Here is a 19193-nt window from a genome sequence, read left to right on the forward strand (position 1 = left end):
ATGCACCGAGCCATTCGGAGCAGGAGTAAGAGTGAGCCTTTCGGCGCAGGAGCACCGGGGTGGCCCCCTCTCCCGCACCGCGGGAGAGGGTGGGGGTGAGGGCCAGCGGCCTATGCAGTCAACAAGATCTCGTCACTTCACATCAACCACAGTGCCGAGCGCGAACGCCCCCAATGTGGCGTCCCATCGCTGTCCCGACGCGGCGTTGTCCGCATTGGCCCAGCGGATCGCGAATCGCGCGTCGGTGGCGAGACGGGTATCGCCGTCTGGCAGCGCCACGCTCACCTGATAGCGACCGACCGGCAGATCCGCCGGCACGGACGCGGCGAGCGTCGCCGCCTGGTCGACGCCGCTCGGCAGCCAGGTGCGCGGGTCCGCGCCCGAGGCATCGATGCGACGCACCTCGCCGCTGGTGGCGTTCTTCAGCACCAGCTGCACGCCGCGCGGATTGAACACGCGCGCCCAGCCGTCGTTGCGCAGATCCAGCTTCAGCGTCAAGGACTGCCCCCGCGTCACCGCTGCCGCGTGCGACGCCTTCACCAGCACCAACCGATAGCCCATCTTCCGGCGCACTTCGGCCATGCAGCCGCCTTGCACCCACTTGTCGTGGAAGGCGGTGCGGTAGTACTCGTCGTTGAGGTAGGTCAGGTTGTAGCGGGCGCCCTCGCCGAGGATGTCCGCGCACTGGCTGCGCGGCACCGCGCCGGCTTCGTCGGCGGGATTGCAGGTCTCGCCGCCGAAGGGCGCGAGATCCCCCAGCCGATCGACGTAGTCGCGCTGCTTCGCCGCCGTGGTCGCGTTGTCGTCGTACGTCCCCACATCCGTCTTGCTGGCGAGGAAGCAGTCGTTGTGTACCCCGACGCGCAACCCGCCGGTCAGCACCGCGCTCAAGCTCGGCAGCGTAGGCGTGCCGTCCATCACATACGGCGGATACCGCAGCTGGATGAAGCGGCTTGCCGGCAGCGCGGCGAGCAGCGCATCGCGGATCTGGTTGCGGCTGGCCGCCGCGGTCAGGTTGTTGGAGGAGGTGTGCCACTCGCCCCAGGCGCCGATGAACCCGGCCTGCATGAACGCGATGACGTCGGCGTTGCGCTGCAGCACCGGCTTGAACTGCGTGATGTGCGCGAGCACGCGGGACAGCGGCGCGTCCTTGGCGTTCTGGTAGTCGACCTCGGATTCGGGATAGTTGTAGACGACGCGGATCACCAGCTTCACGCCGGCGGCGCGCGCGTGGTCGAAGGCGGTCTCGACCTGCGCGAGCAGCGCCGGGGTCAGGTCTGAACCGCGATAGGCCGACAGGTCCAGCTTGGAGAACAGCAGGCGGTAGCCGGCCTTGTAGGCGTCATCGGCGTCGGCGCGGGTGAAGGTGTCGAGGTTGGCCCAGGTCCAGCGGTAGAAGCCGCGCTCGGGGTTGGGAAGTTCCGCGTCGGTCGCGGTGAAGGTGGCGACCGTCTGGGGATCGTCGGTGCCGGCGGGCGGCACCGGCGTGGGCACCGGTGTGGTCGTCGGCGTCTCCGGCGTCGTTGGAGTCGTCGGCGTCGTGGGTGTTGTAGGCGTCGTCGGAGTTGTCGGCGTGGACGGCGTTTCCGGTGTGGTCGGCGTCGTCGGCGAGCTGGCGCCAGTCGGTGGCGGAGTGGTTGCGACTGGCGGCGGCGAGGCCTCGCTGGATCCCGATCCGCCGCCGCAGGCCGTGAGGATCGCCATCGAGAACGCCGCGGCGATCGGGCTCATGCCCAGGAACGGACGGCGGAGGAGGCGTTGCTTCAGCATGGATGCGGGCTCATTGGCTGGTTTGTTGCCAATGTATTTCTGACGAAGCCTCGAACGCCGCAACCGAGCGCAACAGAGTGCATCGCGGGCGGTGCCTGGAAAAACTCTTTCGAGGTTTCAAGGGGCGAAAGCTCGTGTCAAGCGAGCCCGTCGCGACACACCCGGAGGTGGGTTGTCATCGGTGATTGGTCAAGGCGAGCTCACCAAAACGCCTTCGTTCGATTCCGGGAGGAACCAGCAGCTCCAGACTTTCTGCATCGTTGTTGTCGCGGAGCAGTACGGATGGATGAGGTCACGAAGAAATGGTTTGATGTGTCGATGGTGCGGGTCACCCGTGCGCCCGAGTTGCACGGGTGGTACTCGGACGAAGAGCTGATTCGGCTGTCTGGCGCACCGAAGGGAAGTCACCTCGACGTGATGCCGAACTCTGATGGACAGATAGAACTGCGGGTCACCAATCAGGATCTGTTGTGTGAGCCGCTGGTCCGCCGCGTGAGTCAGGCGATCGATGGCGGATACGTCTTCGAGATTGAAAATGCGGCCTTCGTCCTGCGGTCGGAGTTCCGACGCCAAGGCATCGGCATGCGAAGCGTGGCCATCGAACTGCACGAGGCGAAACGGCTCGCACATTTCACGAAGGTGGTTGTCAGCGCGGTCGGAGATTCGAGTTCGATGAGTGGACCCATGGCAATGGTCGGTTACTACGTTTGGGCAAGCTTGGGCTTCAATGCGCCGGTGCCTGCGGACTTGTTGAGCCATCCGGCGCTTCCGGATTGCTGTCGACACTGTGTGGACATGATCGACCTGATGTACACACATGCAGGGCAGGAATTTTGGCTAAGCTTTGGGCGCTCGATCCACTTGGAGTTCCAGTTGAAAGAACCTTCGCGCAGTTGGGACCACTTCCATCGCTATGCGAAGAAGCGAAGCATTGAGGTGACGCCATGAAACCCTGGGAAATTGCCGCACGTGTGTGCCGACCCATGTCGACCGAGGAAGCACTGCGACTGTCCGCGGAGAAGCACGGATTTCGAGAGTTCGGTGACATCGATCCGGAGATCGAGGAGAGGTTTCGAAAAATGTTGGAGAAGATCGAGCGGGAAAAGAGTGCCGCCGCAGGCAAGGTCGAACCTTCCGGCACGCCCTGACGCCTGAGCGCTGAGCAACGGAGACATTCGCCCATGGATGCAACAGAGGCAGAGGCGTTCGACAAGTATTGGCAAGGCGATTTCGCTGCGGCCCTCCCTTGGTTTCAAGGCGCCGCTGAAGCCGGTCACGCAGATGCGATGGCCATGCTCGCGAACATGTACGAGGCCGGCGAAGGCGTGGTGCCCGATTGGGAACGTTCGCTCGAATGGGCCCGGCGCGCCATCGCCGCCGGCAGCGTGACGGCGCTGCTGAACCTGGGCATCAGCTATCGGCGTCGAGGCGATCGGAGCGCTGCGATGGACTGCTTCCAGCAGGCCGCCGATCGCGGCGACGGCGAGGCTGCGCTGGAGCTCGCCGATCTGCTCCCGCCGGGCCAGGCGGAACGCCCCCGCACCATCGAACTGCTGCAGCGCGTGCTGGCGTCAAGCAGCGTCAGCCCGGATTCGTTGGAACGGGCGCGAGCGTTGCTTGAGGACCTGACGAGGGACTGAAGGTCGGGCGTCCCGTCGGCGTCGTTCCGAACTCAGAACATCGTGTTCTTGTTCGCCGCCTTTTCCGGCACGTCCTGCACCACGTCCCAGTGCTCGACGATCTTGCCGTCCGCGACGCGGAAGATGTCGACCACGGCCTGACCGCGGTCCGCCGGCTCGACCTTGAAGTGGACATGCAGATACACGAGGTCCCCGGACGTCGCGCTCCGCACGATACGAGAGGTCGACTTCGGGTGCTCCTTGAAGAAGCCGCTGAAGTACGACACGAACGGCGCCTTGCCGTCCGGCACGTCGGGGTTGTGCTGGCGGTAGCTGTCCGCCACCACGCGCGCCGAAGCGATCTCGTGCTTGTTGAAGAAGCGGTCGTAGAAATCGACCACCATCGCGCGGTTGGTCTCTTCCTGCTTGAGGTCGCGCGCCTGCGGCGGCGCCGCATGCACTGCGCCAGAAAGGGCGATCAGGCTGGCAAAAAAGAGGGGAAGAGCGCGGAAGAGCTTGTGCATCGTCGGGTCTGTATTGGCTTGTTGAAGTCGACGCTGGCGTGAGGCTGGCACCTTTGGGGGATCGTAATCGCTCCACGGAGTGAGACAGTGGAGCAACGGAGGTAGGACGCTTGGGGGCTGCAGGATCGCATCGGCCAAGATGTTCACCCCAAGGTCCCCACCACCGCAATCTCCTTCTGATCCGGCACCTCGTTGTACGAGAGCACGGCCAGCCCGGGTGCGAAGAGCCGGGCGTATCGCGCCAGCAGCGGCCGCACCTGCGGCATGACCAGCAGCGCCGGCGGCGCGCCCAGCGACTTCATCTGATCCCGCGCCCCCGGCATGTGCTGCTGCAGCTGCGACAGCAGCTGCGGATCCACCGGGTAGCTGTCCAGCTGCACCTTCGCGCCGCCGGCGCGCGCCTGGTTCAGCGCGTTCAGCAGGTGGTTCTCCAGATCGCTGCCGAGATTGAACACCTTCAGCGCGCTCAAGGCTCCTTGCGGCCCCTGCAGCTGCGACACGATCTGGCGCTTCAGCGCGCAACGCACCTCCGCCGCGAGCAGCACCGGATCCTTGGTCGCCTCCGCGTTCTCCACCAGCGTGGACGCGATGCTCTGGATGTCCTTCACCGCAACGCCCTCGGCCAACAGCAGCCGCATCACCTTCAGCAGCTGCGCATGCGTGTACGCCTTGTCCAGCGCACCGCCCAGCTTGGGCGCGATCGCATTCAGGCGCTCCATCAGCGCCGCGATGTCGTCGAACTTCAGCAGCTCCGGCAACTGCTCGCGCAGCACCTTCGAGACATGCGTCGCGACCACGCTCGCGACGTCCACCACCTGGTAGCCCAGACCGAGCGCGTGCGCCTTGTGCTCCGCGTCTATCCAGGTGACCGGCATCGCATACGCCGGATCGAAACCGGGAATGCCGTCCACGTCGCCCCACACCTGCCCCGACGCGATCGCCATCAGCCGGTCCGGATAGACCTCCGCCTGCGCCACCACCGCGCCGCTCAGCGAGATCGCATACTGGCTCGGCTTGAGCGACAGGTCGTCCCGCACCGACAGCGTCGGCAGCAGCACGCCCAGCGATTCGCTCAGCGATTGCCGCATGCCACGAACCCGCGTCTGCAGCGGCGCGCCCTGCGCCGGATCGATCAGCCCGACCAGCTTGTAGCCCAGGCTCACCGACACGGCCTCCACCACCGGCAGCGCGCGCCAGTCGATCTCCGGCGGCGTGCCGGCGACCAGTGCGCTCTCCACCGGCACCGCCGGCTGGATGCGGTCGCGCGAGCGGTCCCCCATCCGCCACGCCGCATACGCCAGCGCCACCGCGAACGCGCCGAACGCCAGCCACGGCATGCCCGGGATCAGCGCCAGCACGCCCATCACGCCCGCCGCGCTGTAGAGCACCTGCGGCGACGCCAGCATCTGATCGCTGACCTGCTGCTCGAACTCGCCCGAGTCGCTCACCCGCGTCACGATGATGGCGGCCGCCGCCGACAGCAGCAGCGCCGGGATCTGCGCGACCAGGCCGTCGCCGATCGTCAGCAGCCCGTACTGGCGGATCGCCTCGCCCAGCGACAGCCCGTGCATCAGCGCGCCGATCGCCACGCCGCCCACCAGGTTGATCAGCAGGATCAGGATGGACGCGATCGCGTCGCCGCGCACGAACTTGCTCGCGCCGTCCATCGCGCCGTAGAAGTCCGCCTCGGTCCCCACCTCCTGCCGCCGCTTCTGCGCCTGGTCCTGGTTGATCAGGCCGGCGTTGAGGTCGGCGTCGATCGCCATCTGCTTGCCGGGCAGCGCGTCCAGCGTGAAGCGCGCCGAGACCTCCGAGATCCGCTCCGCGCCCTTGGTGACGACGATGAAGTTCACCACCATCAGGATCACGAACACCACCAGGCCGACGATGAAGTTGCCGCCGATGACGACGTTGCCGAAGGCCTCGATCACCTTGCCCGCCGCGTGCGTGCCCTCGTGGCCGTGCAGCAGCACCACGCGCGTGGAGGCGACGTTCAGCGACAGCCGCATCAGCGTCGTCGCCAGGATCACGCTGGGGAAGATCGAGAAGTCCAGCGGCCGCCGGCTGTTCACGCTGACCAGGATCACCACCAGCGACAGCACGATGTTGAAGGTGAACAGCACGTCCAGCAGCACCGGCGGCAGCGGCAGGATCACCATCGCCAGGATGGCGAGCAGGAACAGCGGCGCCGCCACGCGCAGGTCGCGCAGCTGCTGACCGAAGCGGCCGAAGCGGGAAGTTCCGCCGGCGCGTGAGGAAGCGCCGGACGATGCGGACGACGCGGACGAGGAGGGCGGGGAAGACTTCATTCGGACTCCGGATCGGAGAGATGACGCGGCACCGGCAGGTCGTCCGCCAGGCTGGGTTCGGTCGGGCGGCGGCCCGCGTGGAAGGCCTTCAGCTGCATCACGTAGCTGAGCACCTGCGCGACCGCCTGGTACAGCGACGCGGGAATCTGCTGCTGCACCTGCGCGCTGTTGTAGAGCGCGCGCGCCAGCGGCGGCAGTTCCAGCAGTTGCACGCGGTGCTCGCGCGCGAGCGAGCGGATGTAGAGCGCCATCTCGTCGACGCCCTTGGCGACGACGTAGGGCGCCTCGGCCTTGCTGCTGTCGTAGCGCAGCGCGACCGCGTAGTGCGACGGGTTGACGATGACGACGTCGGCCTCCGGCACGGACTTGCGCACGCTGCGCCGCGCCAGCTGCTGCTGCAGTTGCCGGATGCGCTGGCGCACCTCGGGCCGGCCTTCGTTCTGCTTGTATTCCTCCTTGACCTCCTGCTTGCTCATGCGCTGGTTGCGCAGGAACAGCAGGCGCTGCAAGGGTACGTCGATGAGCGCGTAGAAGGCGAGCACCGCCGCCAAAGTCAGCAGCCCGTCCATCACCAGCGAGGCCGCGCGCGCCAGCGCCACGGGCAGGCTCAGCGCCTGCAGCTGCACGTACTGCGCCGCGTAGGCGGTGGTCACCCAGTACAGCACCACCAGGACGCCGCCCGTCTTCATCAAGGTCGCGGCGAGCTCGGTGTAATGCTTGGCACTGAAGAGCCGGCCGAGGTTGCCCAGCGGATTGAGCTTCGAGAACTTCGGCGCCCACTGCGAAGGCGTGAACACGAGGCCGCCGCCCAGCTGCGTTGCGAGGATCACCGCCGCCGGCAGCGCCAGCAACGGCATCACCATCCTGGCGAGCAGCCACAACGACTCCTGCGCCGCCTCGCCCCAGAGCGCGTCCAGTCCCAGCAGCGCGTCGTTGCCGTCCAGCGGCGCCAGCGCCAGCCGGAACAGCCGCGCGAAGTCCTCCAGATAGGACGGCGCGATCATGATCAGCAGCTTCAGCCCGACCAGCAGGCCGATCGCCGCGCCGATGTCCTTGCTGCGCGCGACCTGGCCCTGCTCGCGCGCCTTGCGCAGCTTCTGCTCGGAGGCCTTCTCGCTCTTGTCGGCGGTGTCGGACTCAGCCATGGGCCCCTCCGACACCGGGCACGCCGCGCATGCCTTGCTCCAGCATGCGCAGCAGCTGCTGCGTCATGCGCAGGTAGTGCGCGGGGACGTTCGCGAGCATCTGCGTCAGCATGAACAGCCCGAAGATCGTCACCAGCGAGTAGCCCAGCGAGAACAGATTGAGCGCCGGCGCCACGCGGTTGAGGAAGCCCATGCCCAGCTGCACCACCAGCGTCGCCGCCACGACCGGCAGCGCCAGCAGCAGCGCCGCCGAGAACACCCACGCGAGGTTGTAGGCCAGGTTCTGCAGCGTCAACAGCGAGAGCCCGGCGCCCAGCGGCCAGGCACGGAAGCTCTCGCCCAGCACGGCGGTGAACAGCAGGTGGCCGTCCATGCCGAAGAAGGCGAGCACGCACAGGATGTTGAGCAGCGCGCCCACGACGTCCGAGGCACTGCCGTTGATCGGATCGTTCATCACCGCCATCGCCAGGCCCAGCTGCGAGGAGAGCAGGAAGCCCAGCACGCCGATCACCGCGATCGCGAGGTGGAAGGTGAGCCCCATGGCCAGGCCGAGGACGGCCTGCTCGGCGGCGGCCAGCACCCCCTGCATCGAGAACACGGGGATCGCCACCGCGGTCGACTGCGCGATGGGCATCATGACCACCGCCAGCACCAGCGACAGCAGCACGCGCGCGGACATGGGCATGCCGGCGTCGCCCATCGTGGGCGCGGCGACCAGCATCGCCAGGATGCGGCAGAAGGGCCACCACAGCGCGCTGAGCCATGCGGTGAGCTGGCTGAAATCGATGTCCACGGGGCGGCTCCGCTACGAAGCCAGCTGCGCCGCGCGCTCGAAGATCGAGACGCAGTAGTCCATCAGCAGGCCCACCATCCAGCGGCCCGCCAGTCCCAGCACCAGCAGCGTCACCAGCAGCCGCGGCAGGAAGGCCAGCGTCTGCTCGTTGATCTGCGTGGCGGCCTGGAACAGCGCCACGACGAGGCCCGTCACCAGCCCCGGCAGGATCAGCACCAGCACCAGCAGCATGGTCAGGTGCAGGCTCTCGCCGATCAGGTCGGCGGCGATCTCGGGCGTCATCCCGCGACCCCGCGCACGCTGGACACCAGCGTGTTCACCGTCAGCGTCCAACCGTCCACCAGCACGAACAGCAGCAGCTTCAGCGGCAGCGAGATCACCAGCGGCGACAGCATCATCATCCCCATCGCCATCAGCACCGAGGACACCACCAGGTCGATCACCAGGAAGGGGATGAAGAGCATGCAGCCGATCTGGAACGCGGTCTTGAGCTCCGACAGCGTGAAGGCCGCCAGCTTCACCGGGAAGCTGTGGTCCTCGGGCCTGGCGACCTCGGTCTCGCCGGCGAGCTGCGCGATCTGGGCCAGCGCGCTCTTGCCGGTCTGCGCCAGCATGAAGCGCGAAATCGGCTTCTCCGCGATCGCCAGCGCCTGCATCAGCGTGATCTTGTCGCTGTCGTAGGGCAGCATCGCCTGCTCGTAGACCTGCGTGCCGATGGGCTTCATCACCAGGAGGGTCAGGATCAGCGCGATGCCCGTCACCAGCCGGTTCGGCAGGCCCTGCTGCAGACCGAGCGCCTGGCGCAGCAGCGACAGCACGATCACGAAGCGGGTGAAGCTCGTCATCATCAGCACCAGCACGGGCAGCAGCCCGAGCAGCGTCATGATGACCAGCACCTGCGTCTTCAAGGTGAAGTCGCCGCCGCCCGCGCCGGCGCCGGCGATGCGGATCGCCGCCGTCGCCGGGTCGGCCGCGAGGGCCGCAAGCGCGACGGCGCCTGCGCCCACGGCGATCGCGCGTCCTGTCCTCATGACCCCAGCCGGTCCAGGTCCAGCCCGTCGATGTCCAGCACGCGCAGCGCGTGGCTGTCGCCGCTGACGACCACCTCGGCATGCCCGATCGGCGTGCCGTTCACCTTGATCACCAGCGGCGCGCCGGCCAGCGTGTCGAGCTCCACGACGCTGTCGGCCTGCAGCTGCGCCAGGTCATGCAGCGACAGTCGCGCCTCGCCGACCTCCAGCGTCAGCGTGACGGGGATCTTGCGCATCAGCGCGGGCAGGTCGCGGCCGGCGGGGCGCGACTCGACGACCCGGGCGTCTTCCGCCACCGGTTCGTCCAGCAGGCCGGCGATCAGATCGGTATCGCTCATCATCAATCACTCCAGGTCTTGGAAAGAGGTCAGGCACAACTTGCCCTGGTGTTCGGCCACGGCCGCGCTCATCAGCGGCGAGCCCTCGACCATCACGGTCGCGTCGGCCAGCCGGATCGGGATCAGCGTCCCGGGGCGCAGGTCCAGCACCGCGCCCAGGTCCAGTTCGCGCTCCAGCAGCCGCGCCTGCAGCGTCAGCGCCAGGCGGCGGTCCAGCGGCTGCTGTTGCGCCGCCGTCCGCGACGGACGCTGCCGGGCCGACAGCTGCCGCAGCAACGGCAGCAGGTAGGCGCCGGACAGGGCCAGCGAGATCGAGGCTTCCTGGTCGCCGTCGCGCAGCGAGGCGACGAGCTCCCAGCCGTCGGGGCCGAAGGCAGGCAGGGCGCCGCCCTGCAGCGGCGGCGGATCGTTCTCGGGGGTCAGGTCTTGCGGGCCCTCGGCGTCCGGACGGGAAGCCTGCGCCAGCCATTGCACGCACAGCCCCGCGAACTGGCCGGCGAGCAGGTGAAGCAGGCGGTCTTCGGTCGCGGTGGGCGGTGTGTCGGCTGTGGCCAGCGCAGTGTCCGCGCCCAGGCCCAGCCGCTTGGCCATCAAGGCCAGCACCAGCGGTCGGTCGATGTGGCAGGCCAGCAGACCGGAAGGCCCGGTGGCACGCAGCCAGCGCGGGGACTCGCCCGTCTCCTGCGGCGCCGTGTCCAGCGGACGCAGCGTCAGCGCGTGCAGTTCATGGCGGCTGTGATAGCGGCGGTTCCACGGCTGCACAAGCAGGCGCTGGAGCGCCTCGCGCAGGCGCTGCGCCACCTGCGGCAGCAGGTGTACCGGGCGGCCGAGGCTGCGCGGATCGAGCGCGGCGGGACGGTGCGGCGTCGCGGTGAGGGGCTGGTTCATCCGTGGTTCCAGATAAGTGGGCGGCGCTGGGAATGGCATTCACGCCATAACCATGAGAATTCTAGGAATCGCTGGTGATTCCGGCCAGCATTGGAACTGTTGGTTTGAATTCCGCGGGGAATAAATCACAAACTGTCGGCTGCGAATCGCACATCGCGGAAAAGGTGCGCTTAAGTCGGGTGAGGATCGCGTCGTTCAATAACCCGGTGCACCACGGGTGGTTTATTTTTCACATTTATCAATGCTGAAACAAAACCGTCTTAATCCGAGGCAAATGCGCGAACTGCGGATCATCGCGATTCGAATATCGACGGCAGTTCGTGACATCCGTCACGCTGTCGTACGCTGTTTTGGTGCGGTGCAAAATGGGTTCTTGTTGCGCACGCTCACAGTGGCTACAGTCCGGACACATCAGGGCACACCCGAGCGAAAGCCGGGGTCGCAAAGCCTCCGGTCTACCGTCGGGCGCTCGCTGGAAACTCTTCCAGCAGAACGCCGGACCACGATAGCGGGGTTGCCAGACCTGAGTCTGCGAGCCGCGTGACGCGTGGTTCAAAGGCGCTCGCCTGCCAGGCCTCACCCGGGCTTGTTGTGACCCTGCCTGCCCTCGCCGAGGTGCGCCCGTCTTGCAGAGAGAGGACGGACATGGTCATTCACAGACATCTCTTCATTCCCTGACCCGGCCCCGGGACGGTGCTGTCGGACGCTGATCCGCGGCATCGACCGGCCCGAATGCGGTCGCGCTGCCGCATGGGTTCCGGATATTCCTCGGAAACTCGCTGAATCAATATCGCAGCCCATCCGGCGCGAGGGAGATTCTTCGTCCTGAATTCTGGGAACTGATGGGAATGAAACTGTCTGTAAATATCGATCGTATGTCGCCGCAAAAATACGCAACCACAACGCGGTGACAAATAGAGAAGCGACATTCGAATCCGTCGTGAATCTCCGCGATGGAGATTGAAGAGAGAGCCGACCAGGTCGGTCCATTAACCGCAGGGTATGGACGGATGAGGTCAATGAATGGTCACGGGAAAACCCGCGCCGTCCGGCGTGGTCAGGCCCCTTATTGCCCGGAGCAAAGGTATGTCAGCTTTGACGCTCAACGCCGCCGTCGGCCAGTCGGCGATGGAATCCCTGTTGAAGCAGGACGCGGTGCGCCTGCAGCAGGATGCGCAAGCGCTTTCACACGGCGTCGGAGCAGGCTCGGTCGATAACCTGTCTTCGATGGGTTTCGAGCAGGTGCTGCGGCGCGTGGACGACCGCGATCAGGCCGCCGCCGCCCGCATGGAAGCGGTCGAGCGCGGCGAGAGCGACGACCTCGTCGGCGCGATGCTCGCCAGCCAGGAAGCCAGCCTGTCGTTCTCCATGCTCATGCAGGTCCGCAACAAGGTCGCGGGCGCCGTGGACGAGCTGATCAAGATGCAGCTCTGAGGCCTGCGGGACGACCACGATGAACGAGCTGCAGACCCTCCAGAACGCGTCCGGAAACGCGTCCGGAAACGCGACCGGCCACGCCGCCGACAGCGGCACGCCCGCGTGGCGCCGCCGTCTCGGCCAGGCGCTGGGCGGCCTCCACCAGGCTGGACCGGCGGCCGGTGCCGGGCTGCGCGGGCTGGCGCCGCTGCTGGTCCTGGCCACCGTCGTCACCGCGCTGGTGCTGATGCTGCTGTGGCGCGACCAGGCCGGCTACAAGCCGGTCTTCGGTCAGCGCGAGCATGTGCCGACCGCCGACGTGCTGTCGGTGCTCGACGCCGAACACATCGCCTACCGCCTGCATCCCGAGAGCGGCCAGGTGCTGGTGCCCGATGCGGACCTGGGTCGCGCGCGCATGCTGCTCGCCGCCAAGGGCGTCGTGGCCAAGCTGCCCGCCGGCCTGGAGCTGATGGACCAGAACGATCCGCTCGGCGTGAGCCAGTTCGTGCAGGACATCCGCTTCCGCCGCGGCCTCGAAGGCGAACTCGCGCAGAGCATGATGGCGCTGGACGCCGTCGAAGGCGCGCGCGTCCATCTGTCCGTCGCCAAGAGCAGCTCCTTCGTGCTCAACGACGGGCAGAAGAGCTCGGCCTCCGTGGTGCTGACGCTCAAGCCCGGGCGCTCGCTCAACCACGAGCAGATCGCCGCGGCGATCAACCTGGTCGCCGGCTCGGTGGCCAACCTCGATCCGACGCGGGTCAGCCTGGTCGACCAGCAGGGCAACCTGCTGTCGGCGCGCGTCGACATGAGCGAGGGCTTCGACGGCGGCGCGCAGGGCAACGAGGCACAACGCCGCATCCAGGACGACATCCGCCGCAACGTGCACGAGCTGCTGGCGCCGGTGCTGGGCGAGCAGAACTATCGCCTCAGCGTCACCGCCGACGTCAACAACGACCGCGTCCAGGAAACCCGCGAGCAGTACGGCGACGCGCCCAAGCTGACCAACGAGGCGATGCGCGAGGAGCAGGACCGCGAGCGCATCGCGCTGGGCGTGCCGGGCTCTCTGAGCAACCGCGCGCCGGGCGCGCTGGCGGCGGCGGCCGCCGCCTCCGCGGGGCAGGGCGAGGATCCCAACGGCGCGAACGCGAACGCCAACAGCAACACCGCGCGCAAGAACGCCTCCACGCGCCAGTACGCCTACGACCGCTCGATCACGCAGGTGAAGAAGAGCCGCGGCCGGCTGGAGCGGCTGAGCGTGGCCGTGCTGCTCAACACCGCGGCCGCGCCCGGCGGCGCGAAGGACTGGACGCCCGCCGACCTGCAGAAGATCGAGAAGCTGCTGAACGGCGGGCTGGGCATCGACACGCAGCGCGGCGACAAGCTGAGCGTGTCCACGCTGGCCTTCCCGGCGCCGCCGGTGGTCGAGCCCTGGTACCAGCAGCGCGACACGATCGTCGAGTTCGGCGGCTGGGGCGCCTACGCGCTGGCCGCGCTGCTCGGCTATCTGCTGCTGGCGCGTCCGCTGCTGCGCATGGGCCAGCACGCGCTGGGCATGGGCGGCGCGCGGAAGAAGGACAAGCGCAAGGAGGGTCGCAACGACGGCCGCGCCGACCGCGCCGATCGCAGCGGTGGTCCCGAGATCACGCCGCTGGAGCCGTTGTCCGGCGCGTCCGGTGGTGTGAGCTCCGGCGCTCAGGCCGGGATGTCGCTGGCGGGCGAGGGCACTCCGGCGCTCGGCGGCCCGGCCGGTGGCCTGCACGGCGGCGCGCTGACAGGTACGGGCTCGTCCGGCTCCGCGGTGACCACGCTCCTGGAGAACTACGAACTGCCGCCGCCGGGTTCTCCGGTGGACGTGCTGGTGGACCACCTGAAGGTGCTCGCGGCCAAGGAGCCGGAGCGGGTGGCGGAAGTCGTCAAGCAATGGGTGCAGAAGAAAAATGGCCGAAGCGAGTGATTTCATTCCGCCCGGCAGCGCCGCGTCGCTGAGCCCGGTCGAGCGTGCCGCCATCGTGCTGCTGAGCATGGGCGAGGAGCCCGCGGCCGCCGTGCTGCGCTGCCTGTCGCGCGAGGAACTGCTGGACGTCACGCAGGTGATGTCGCGGCTGTCGGGCATCAAGGTCGACTGGGTGCGCGCCTCGCTGCAGACCTTCTTCGACGACTACCGCGAGCAGAGCGGCGTGCACGGCGCGTCGCGCACCTACCTGAAGCGCTCGCTGGACCTGGCGCTCGGCGGCCAGATCGCGTCCAGCGTGCTCAACAGCATCTACGGCGACGCGATCCGGCCCAAGATGCAGCGCCTGCAATGGGCCTCGCCGAAGTGGCTGGCCGAGCAGATCAGCCATGAGCACCAGCGCATGCAGGCGGTGTTCCTCGCCTTCCTGCCGAGCGCGCTGGCCGGCGACGTCGTCGCCGCGCTGCCGGAAGGACCCGCCGGCGGCCGCGACCGCGTGCTCCTGCAGATGGCGCGGCTGTCGGAGGTCGACGCCGAGCTGCTGGTGGAACTCGACGACCTCGTCGAGCGCTGCCTCGCCGGCCTCGGCCAGCAGGGCGCGACCGTCGAGGGCGTCAAGCAGGTCGCCGAGATCCTCAACCGCATGCCCGGCCAGCGCCAGCAGATGGTGGAGCTGCTGCGCGCGCACGACCCGGGCGTGGTCGGCGAGATCGAGTCCTCGATGTACGAGTTCTTCATGCTCTCGCGTCAGAGCGAGGCCACGCTGACGCGACTCATCGAGGAAGTGCCGCTGGAGCTGTGGGCGGTCGCGCTCAAGGGCGCGGAGCCGCCGGTGCGCGACGCGCTGCTGGCCGCGATGCCGCGCCGCCAGGCGCAGAGCTTCGAGGACCTGATGCGCCGCGGCGGGCCGATGCCGATGAGCCGCGTCGAGCAGGCGCGCGCCGAGATCATGGCGCAGGTCAAGGCGCTGGTGGACGCGGGCGAGATCCAGGTCCAGCTGTTCGCCGAGGACGTCGTCGAATGAAGACGCCGCGCCCGCACCGCTTCCCGCCGCTGGCCCAGGTCGGCCGCGTCTCCTCGCTGCTCGACGGGCAGTCGGGCGCGCAGCTGCAGGCCAGCCTTGCGCAGGGCTTCCAGGAGGGCCTGGCCAAGGGCTATGAGGAAGGGTATGCGAGCGGCCTGCAGACCGGCACCGACGAGGCGCGCAGCGCCGCCGAGGCCAGCGGCCATGCCGACGGCCTGGCCGCCGGTCGCGAGGACGCGCGGGCGTTGCTGGTCAGCCCCGTGGCGGCGGTCGACACGCTGCTCACGCACCTCTGCCAGCTGCAGCAGGACTATCAATCCGCGGTGCGGCGCGAGGTCGTCGAGCTGGTCGAGCGCGTCGCGCGCCAGGTCATCCGCGCGGAACTCACGCTGCGTCCGACGCAGCTGATGGCGCTGGTCGACGAGACGCTGTCGGCCATGCCGCCGGCGCGCGACGGCGTCGAGGTCTTCCTGAACCCCGAGGATCGTCAGCGCCTGCTGGAGCTCGGCCCCGAGCGCGTGCACGAGTGGACGCTGCATGCCGACGCCTCGCTGGATCCGGGCGAGTGCCGCGTCATCGCCGGCGGTCGCGAGGCCGACGCCGGCTGCCGCCAGCGCCTGGCCGCCTGCATGGACCAGGTCCGGGGTCAGCTGATGCCCGAGGCGACGATGGACGCGCATGGCGGCGCCGATGGCGCTTCATCGTCATCGCATTCGTACGTCGATCCGGACGCGCATGCGTCCACGGCCGCCGGCGCGCTCGATGCGCTCGGCGCGACCGGGGAGGGCGCCCGATGATCAGCAACGCGCTGCGTCGCGTCGAACTCGGTGACGTGCCGGTGTCGACGCCCACCGGCCGCCTCGTCGGCGCCTCGGGCCTGCTGCTCGAGGCGAGCGGCTGCACGCTGCGCACCGGCCAGCGCTGCCTGATCGAGCAACGGCTCGAAGGCGCGGTCGAGGGCGCGCCCGACGGCTGGCTCGCCGCGCAGGTCGTCGGTTTCCGCGACCAGGTCGCCTACCTGATGCCGTTCAAGAAGCCCGACGGCCTGGCCGCCGGCGCGCGCGTGCTGCCCGCGCCGGAGCGCTCCTCGCTGATGATCGGCCCGCAGTGGCTGGGCCGCATCGTCAACGGGCTCGGCGAGCCGATCGACGGCCGTGGGCGTCTGGGCGGCGACCTGCCGCTGCAGATGGTGCCGCCCAAGGTCAATCCGCTGCGCAAGAAGCCGGTGCACGAGCCGCTGGACGTCGGCGTGCGCGCCATCAACGGCCTGCTGACGCTGGGCCGCGGCCAGCGCGTCGGGCTGATGGCCGGCTCCGGCGTCGGCAAGAGCGTGCTGCTGGGGCTGATCACGCGCAACACGGTCGCCGACGTGGTCGTCGTCGGCCTCATCGGCGAGCGCGGCCGCGAGGTGCGCGAGTTCATCGACCTGTCGCTGGGCGCCGAGGGCCTGGCGCGCGCGGTCGTCGTCGTGGCGCCGGCCGACGAGTCGCCGCTGATGCGCCTGCGCGCCACCGAGCTGTGCCACAGCATCGCCGCCCACTACCGCGACCAGGGCCAGCATGTGCTGCTGCTGGTGGATTCGCTGACGCGTTACGCGATGGCGCGGCGCGAGGTCGCACTGGCGCTGGGCGAGCCGCCGGCCACGCGCGGTTATCCGCCGTCGGTCTTCAGCCTGCTGCCTGAGCTCGTCGAAAGCGCCGGCAACGGCGAGGGCGAGGGCAGCATGAGCGCGATCTACACGGTCCTGGCCGAGGGCGACGACCAGCAGGACCCGGTCGTCGACACGGCCCGGGCGATCCTGGACGGCCACATCGTGCTGACGCGCGCGCTGGCCGAGCGCGGCCACTACCCCGCGATCGACGTGGCGCAGTCGATCAGCCGCTGCATGGCGCTGGTCGCCGACCGCGGCCAGCAGCAGGCCGCGCGCGAGCTCAAGCAGCTGATGGCCCGCTTCGAGCAGGTCCGCGAGCTGATGCCGCTGGGCGCCTACGTGCCCGGCGCGGATCCGGCCACCGACCGCGCCGTCGCGCTGTGGCCGCGCATCGAGGCCTTCCTGCACCAGGGCACCCACGAGGGGGCGCCGCTGGCGCGTTCGCAATCCCAACTGACGGAGGTGCTCGCATGAGCGGCAGCCAGGATTCGCTGCGTCGCAGCCTCGGCAGGCTGGCCGAACTGCAGCAGCTCCAGCTCGATCGCCAGCAGGCGAAGCTGGTCGCGCAGCAGCAGCTGTGCCGGCGCGTGCAGGGCACCGTCGAGCGGCTGGACGCGCTGGGCGCGCAGGCCACGCTGAGCGGCGTCGCGCTGCCCGGCCTGGCGCAGAACAGCGCCGCCTACAAGCAGGCGATGCGCGGCTGGGCCGACCAGCAGCGCGCCGAGCTGGCGCGCCGCCAGGCCGAGCTGGAACTCGCCCGCGCCGACACGCTGGCCGCCGCGCGCAAGCAGGAGACGCTGCGCCAGCTCATGCAGCGCGCCGACGAGCGCGTCCGTGTGGAGTCGATCCGCAAGGAACAGAAAGCGCAGGACGAGATCGCGGGACTTAAGTTCTGCCGCGAGCCGGTCGCCCACCACCAGGGAAGTCTCAACCCCGGACCTTGTGGAGGAGCCCGCCATGGCGACTAGTTTCGATCCGACCTCGACGGCCACCAGCCTGGCCACCGCGTACACGCAGCCGACGCAGACGTTGCTGGACGCCCAGACCAAGGCGGCGCAGGCCGCATCGACCGGCCTGACCAAGCTGCAGAGCGCGCTCAGCGCGTTCAAGACGGCGCTGGCCGCCCTGTCGTCCAAGCCGGGCCAGGCGGTCACGCAGTACAGCGCCACGCCCAGCGACAGCACGGTCATGACGGCGACCGCGGCGAGCGGCGCGCAGCCGACCAGCACGCCCATGTTCGTCGAGCAGCTGGCGACGACGCACCAGGTGGCCTTCCAGGACCTGCCGGCGGTGCCGGCGGGCCCGGGCAGCATGTCCGTGCAACTGGCCAACGGCAGCAGCTTCAACGTCGACCTGGCCAGCGCCGACGGCGACGGCGACGGCACGCTGTCGCAGACCGAGATCGCCCGCGCGATCAACACCGCGGCCAGCGGCAGCGCCACCGCGATGGTGGTGACCGTCGGCGGCGCGACGCAGCTGGTGCTGAGCTCCGGCGTCAGCGGCGCGGGCGGCAAGCTGACCATCGACACTTCCGGCCTGTCGGGCCCGCTGAAGACGGCGCTGGACGACACCACCAAGCGCAAGGAGCTGGTGGGCGCGCAGGACGCGGTCGTCTGGCTGGGCGCGCAGGGCACCGGCGTTCGGCTGCAGCAGGCCGGCAACACGGTGACCGCGATCCAGGGCGTGACCGTCACCCTGAAGAAGGCGCAGGCCGCCGGCGAATCGCCCGTCACGCTGAGCGTCGCCCGCGACGACTCGGCCACCAGCGCCAAGCTGCAGAGCTTCGTCGACGCGTACAACACGCTGGAGAAGGCGCTCGACGACCTGACCGTCGTCGGCAAGGAAGGCACCGCCAACGGCGCCTTCGCCAGCGACGCCGGCGTGCGCGCGCTGCGCGACCGCATCGGCAACGTGCTGCGCAGCGACTACGCCGGCGCCAACCTGCGCACGCTGGGTGTCTCCATCGAACGCGACGGCAGCGCCAAGCTCGACGGCGCCAAGTTGACCAAGGCGCTCTCGACCGCGCCGGACGCGCTCGACAAGCTGATGGGCACGACCTCGCTGTCCGCCGCCTCGGGGCTGCTCGGCGCGATGGACAAGCTCGCCGACACCTGGACCAACAGTTCCAACGGCCAGATCAAGCAGCGCCAGACCACGATCCAGTCGCAGCAGAAGAGCATCAGCGACCGCCAGCTGCGTCTCGACCAGCAATACAACCAGGCGTACACGCGCTACCTCCAACAGTTCACGCAGCTGCAGAACCTGCAGTCGCAACTGGGCGGGACCAGCAGCCTGTTCGACGCCGTCTCGGCCTGAGCGCCGGGAAGACCGATGACCCCACGATGAGCCACGACGCCTACCAGAGCTATCAGTCCGTCCATCTGCAGGCGCAGACCGCGCAGGCCTCGCCGCTTCAGCTGGTGCTGGTGCTGATGGACGGCCTGCTCGACGAGCTCGCGCGCGCCCGCGCCCACATCGAGGCGCGGCGCTTCGAGCTCAAGGCGGCCAGCCTGGACAAGTGCGTGGCCATCATCAACGGGCTGTCCAGCGCGCTGGACCTGGACGCGGGCGGCGAGGTCGTCGCCAGCCTCGCGCGGCTGTACGACTACTGCGCCGAGCGGCTGTACCGCGCCGGCGTCGAGCTGGACGTGGCCCCGGTCGACGAGGTCCGCGGCCTGCTGGCGCAGATCCGCGGCGGCTGGTTGGGCGTGCAGGCCCGTCACGGCTGAGGAAG

General features: G+C 68.8%; 20 protein-coding genes and 1 riboswitch. Of the genes, 11 read left to right on the top strand and 9 right to left on the bottom strand.

The features are described 5' to 3' along the window. Positions 1-132: 132 nt before the first annotated feature. A complete protein-coding gene (locus ACQZ13_RS10925; protein WP_431051799.1) occupies positions 133-1770 on the bottom strand; it encodes a DUF4832 domain-containing protein in 1638 nt (545 codons plus the stop codon). Between the two features lie 282 nt (positions 1771-2052). On the opposite strand from ACQZ13_RS10925, the gene ACQZ13_RS10930 reads away from it, so the two are divergent. From ACQZ13_RS10930 to ACQZ13_RS10940, 3 genes are all read left to right on the top strand, one after another. Then, entirely contained in the window at positions 2053-2718 is a 666-nt protein-coding gene (locus ACQZ13_RS10930) for a hypothetical protein (RefSeq protein ID WP_431051801.1), read from the top strand. Then, a complete protein-coding gene (locus ACQZ13_RS10935; RefSeq protein ID WP_431051803.1) occupies positions 2715-2918 on the top strand; it encodes a hypothetical protein in 204 nt (67 codons plus the stop codon). Before ACQZ13_RS10930 ends, ACQZ13_RS10935 begins: the two co-directional genes overlap by 4 nt. A 138-nt stretch (positions 2919-3056) precedes the next feature. Beyond that, a complete protein-coding gene (locus tag ACQZ13_RS10940) occupies positions 3057-3410 on the top strand; it encodes a tetratricopeptide repeat protein (protein WP_431051805.1) in 354 nt (117 codons plus the stop codon). A gap of 32 nt (positions 3411-3442) precedes the next feature. Here ACQZ13_RS10940 and ACQZ13_RS10945 read toward each other — a convergent pair whose 3' ends face one another. The 8 genes from ACQZ13_RS10945 to ACQZ13_RS10980 all read right to left on the bottom strand — a co-directional run bounded on the left by ACQZ13_RS10945 (position 3443) and on the right by ACQZ13_RS10980 (position 10417). Continuing rightward, positions 3443-3913, bottom strand: a complete 471-nt coding sequence (locus ACQZ13_RS10945) for a nuclear transport factor 2 family protein (RefSeq protein ID WP_431051806.1) — start codon at positions 3911-3913, stop codon at positions 3443-3445. A 143-nt stretch (positions 3914-4056) separates the two neighbouring features. Next, positions 4057-6222, bottom strand: coding sequence for a flagellar biosynthesis protein FlhA (locus tag ACQZ13_RS10950; protein ID WP_431051808.1), 2166 nt, complete (start codon positions 6220-6222; stop codon positions 4057-4059). Beyond that, entirely contained in the window at positions 6219-7367 is a 1149-nt protein-coding gene (flhB, locus tag ACQZ13_RS10955) for a flagellar type III secretion system protein FlhB (protein WP_431051810.1), read from the bottom strand. The genes ACQZ13_RS10950 and flhB overlap by 4 nt, the downstream gene beginning before the upstream one ends. Next, complete coding sequence (locus ACQZ13_RS10960) at positions 7360-8160, bottom strand: flagellar biosynthetic protein FliR (RefSeq protein ID WP_431051812.1); 801 nt, start codon at positions 8158-8160, stop codon at positions 7360-7362. Before ACQZ13_RS10960 ends, flhB begins: the two co-directional genes overlap by 8 nt. 12 nt (positions 8161-8172) lie before the next feature. Further along, positions 8173-8442, bottom strand: a complete 270-nt coding sequence (fliQ, locus tag ACQZ13_RS10965) for a flagellar biosynthesis protein FliQ (RefSeq protein ID WP_331613048.1) — start codon at positions 8440-8442, stop codon at positions 8173-8175. Continuing rightward, positions 8439-9191, bottom strand: a complete 753-nt coding sequence (gene fliP, locus ACQZ13_RS10970) for a flagellar type III secretion system pore protein FliP (RefSeq protein WP_431051815.1) — start codon at positions 9189-9191, stop codon at positions 8439-8441. The genes fliQ and fliP overlap by 4 nt, the downstream gene beginning before the upstream one ends. After that, entirely contained in the window at positions 9188-9529 is a 342-nt protein-coding gene (locus ACQZ13_RS10975; protein ID WP_431051817.1) for a FliM/FliN family flagellar motor switch protein, read from the bottom strand. Before ACQZ13_RS10975 ends, fliP begins: the two co-directional genes overlap by 4 nt. Before the next feature lie 6 nt (positions 9530-9535). Beyond that, positions 9536-10417, bottom strand: a complete 882-nt coding sequence (locus ACQZ13_RS10980) for a FliM/FliN family flagellar motor switch protein (protein ID WP_431051819.1) — start codon at positions 10415-10417, stop codon at positions 9536-9538. 405 nt (positions 10418-10822) lie between these two features. Next, a riboswitch (cyclic di-GMP riboswitch) is annotated at positions 10823-10939 on the top strand. Positions 10940-11503: 564 nt separating this feature from the next. On the opposite strand from ACQZ13_RS10980, the gene ACQZ13_RS10985 reads away from it, so the two are divergent. The 8 genes from ACQZ13_RS10985 to fliS are packed head-to-tail and all read left to right on the top strand — an operon-like array spanning position 11504 to position 19188. Then, positions 11504-11851 (top strand): flagellar hook-basal body complex protein FliE, encoded by a 348-nt coding sequence (locus tag ACQZ13_RS10985; protein ID WP_431051821.1) that lies wholly within the window; start codon positions 11504-11506, stop codon positions 11849-11851. Between the two features lie 19 nt (positions 11852-11870). Further along, positions 11871-13787, top strand: a complete 1917-nt coding sequence (gene fliF / locus ACQZ13_RS10990) for a flagellar basal-body MS-ring/collar protein FliF (RefSeq protein ID WP_431051823.1) — start codon at positions 11871-11873, stop codon at positions 13785-13787. Then, on the top strand, positions 13771-14808 hold the full coding sequence (locus ACQZ13_RS10995; protein ID WP_431051825.1) for a flagellar motor switch protein FliG: 1038 nt from the start codon (positions 13771-13773) through the stop codon (positions 14806-14808). The genes fliF and ACQZ13_RS10995 overlap by 17 nt, the downstream gene beginning before the upstream one ends. Continuing rightward, entirely contained in the window at positions 14805-15605 is an 801-nt protein-coding gene (fliH, locus tag ACQZ13_RS11000) for a flagellar assembly protein FliH (RefSeq protein ID WP_431051827.1), read from the top strand. Before ACQZ13_RS10995 ends, fliH begins: the two co-directional genes overlap by 4 nt. Further along, positions 15602-16933 (top strand): flagellar protein export ATPase FliI, encoded by a 1332-nt coding sequence (gene fliI / locus ACQZ13_RS11005; protein ID WP_431051829.1) that lies wholly within the window; start codon positions 15602-15604, stop codon positions 16931-16933. Before fliH ends, fliI begins: the two co-directional genes overlap by 4 nt. Then, on the top strand, positions 16930-17427 hold the full coding sequence (locus ACQZ13_RS11010; RefSeq protein ID WP_431051831.1) for a hypothetical protein: 498 nt from the start codon (positions 16930-16932) through the stop codon (positions 17425-17427). Before fliI ends, ACQZ13_RS11010 begins: the two co-directional genes overlap by 4 nt. Beyond that, entirely contained in the window at positions 17417-18775 is a 1359-nt protein-coding gene (gene fliD, locus ACQZ13_RS11015) for a flagellar filament capping protein FliD (RefSeq protein ID WP_431051833.1), read from the top strand. Before ACQZ13_RS11010 ends, fliD begins: the two co-directional genes overlap by 11 nt. A 26-nt stretch (positions 18776-18801) precedes the next feature. Continuing rightward, the gene (fliS, locus tag ACQZ13_RS11020) at positions 18802-19188 is read left to right on the top strand and encodes a flagellar export chaperone FliS (RefSeq protein WP_431051835.1); all 387 of its coding nucleotides are present in this window, start codon (positions 18802-18804) and stop codon (positions 19186-19188) included. Positions 19189-19193 lie beyond the last annotated feature (5 nt).

This window comes from Roseateles sp. L2-2 (genome assembly GCF_050613215.1).
GTDB lineage: Bacteria > Pseudomonadota > Gammaproteobacteria > Burkholderiales > Burkholderiaceae_C > Roseateles > Roseateles noduli.

What these genes read in the sequence shown, in the direction of transcription:
- ACQZ13_RS10945 (WP_431051806.1), bottom strand. Translation starts at nt 3,913, where the DNA reads ATGCACAAGCTCTTCCGCGCTCTTCCCCTCTTTTTTGCCAGCCTGATC.
- fliP (WP_431051815.1), bottom strand. Translation starts at nt 9,191, where the DNA reads ATGAGGACAGGACGCGCGATCGCCGTGGGCGCAGGCGCCGTCGCGCTT.
- fliS (WP_431051835.1), top strand. Translation starts at nt 18,802, where the DNA reads ATGAGCCACGACGCCTACCAGAGCTATCAGTCCGTCCATCTGCAGGCG.
- fliF (WP_431051823.1), top strand. Translation starts at nt 11,871, where the DNA reads ATGAACGAGCTGCAGACCCTCCAGAACGCGTCCGGAAACGCGTCCGGA.
- ACQZ13_RS10985 (WP_431051821.1), top strand. Translation starts at nt 11,504, where the DNA reads ATGTCAGCTTTGACGCTCAACGCCGCCGTCGGCCAGTCGGCGATGGAA.
- ACQZ13_RS10930 (WP_431051801.1), top strand. Translation starts at nt 2,053, where the DNA reads ATGGATGAGGTCACGAAGAAATGGTTTGATGTGTCGATGGTGCGGGTC.
- ACQZ13_RS10935 (WP_431051803.1), top strand. Translation starts at nt 2,715, where the DNA reads ATGAAACCCTGGGAAATTGCCGCACGTGTGTGCCGACCCATGTCGACC.
- ACQZ13_RS10995 (WP_431051825.1), top strand. Translation starts at nt 13,771, where the DNA reads ATGGCCGAAGCGAGTGATTTCATTCCGCCCGGCAGCGCCGCGTCGCTG.
- ACQZ13_RS10975 (WP_431051817.1), bottom strand. Translation starts at nt 9,529, where the DNA reads ATGAGCGATACCGATCTGATCGCCGGCCTGCTGGACGAACCGGTGGCG.
- fliH (WP_431051827.1), top strand. Translation starts at nt 14,805, where the DNA reads ATGAAGACGCCGCGCCCGCACCGCTTCCCGCCGCTGGCCCAGGTCGGC.
- fliQ (WP_331613048.1), bottom strand. Translation starts at nt 8,442, where the DNA reads ATGACGCCCGAGATCGCCGCCGACCTGATCGGCGAGAGCCTGCACCTG.
- flhB (WP_431051810.1), bottom strand. Translation starts at nt 7,367, where the DNA reads ATGGCTGAGTCCGACACCGCCGACAAGAGCGAGAAGGCCTCCGAGCAG.
- ACQZ13_RS10980 (WP_431051819.1), bottom strand. Translation starts at nt 10,417, where the DNA reads ATGAACCAGCCCCTCACCGCGACGCCGCACCGTCCCGCCGCGCTCGAT.
- ACQZ13_RS10925 (WP_431051799.1), bottom strand. Translation starts at nt 1,770, where the DNA reads ATGCTGAAGCAACGCCTCCTCCGCCGTCCGTTCCTGGGCATGAGCCCG.
- ACQZ13_RS11010 (WP_431051831.1), top strand. Translation starts at nt 16,930, where the DNA reads ATGAGCGGCAGCCAGGATTCGCTGCGTCGCAGCCTCGGCAGGCTGGCC.
- ACQZ13_RS10940 (WP_431051805.1), top strand. Translation starts at nt 3,057, where the DNA reads ATGGCCATGCTCGCGAACATGTACGAGGCCGGCGAAGGCGTGGTGCCC.
- ACQZ13_RS10950 (WP_431051808.1), bottom strand. Translation starts at nt 6,222, where the DNA reads ATGAAGTCTTCCCCGCCCTCCTCGTCCGCGTCGTCCGCATCGTCCGGC.
- fliI (WP_431051829.1), top strand. Translation starts at nt 15,602, where the DNA reads ATGATCAGCAACGCGCTGCGTCGCGTCGAACTCGGTGACGTGCCGGTG.
- fliD (WP_431051833.1), top strand. Translation starts at nt 17,417, where the DNA reads ATGGCGACTAGTTTCGATCCGACCTCGACGGCCACCAGCCTGGCCACC.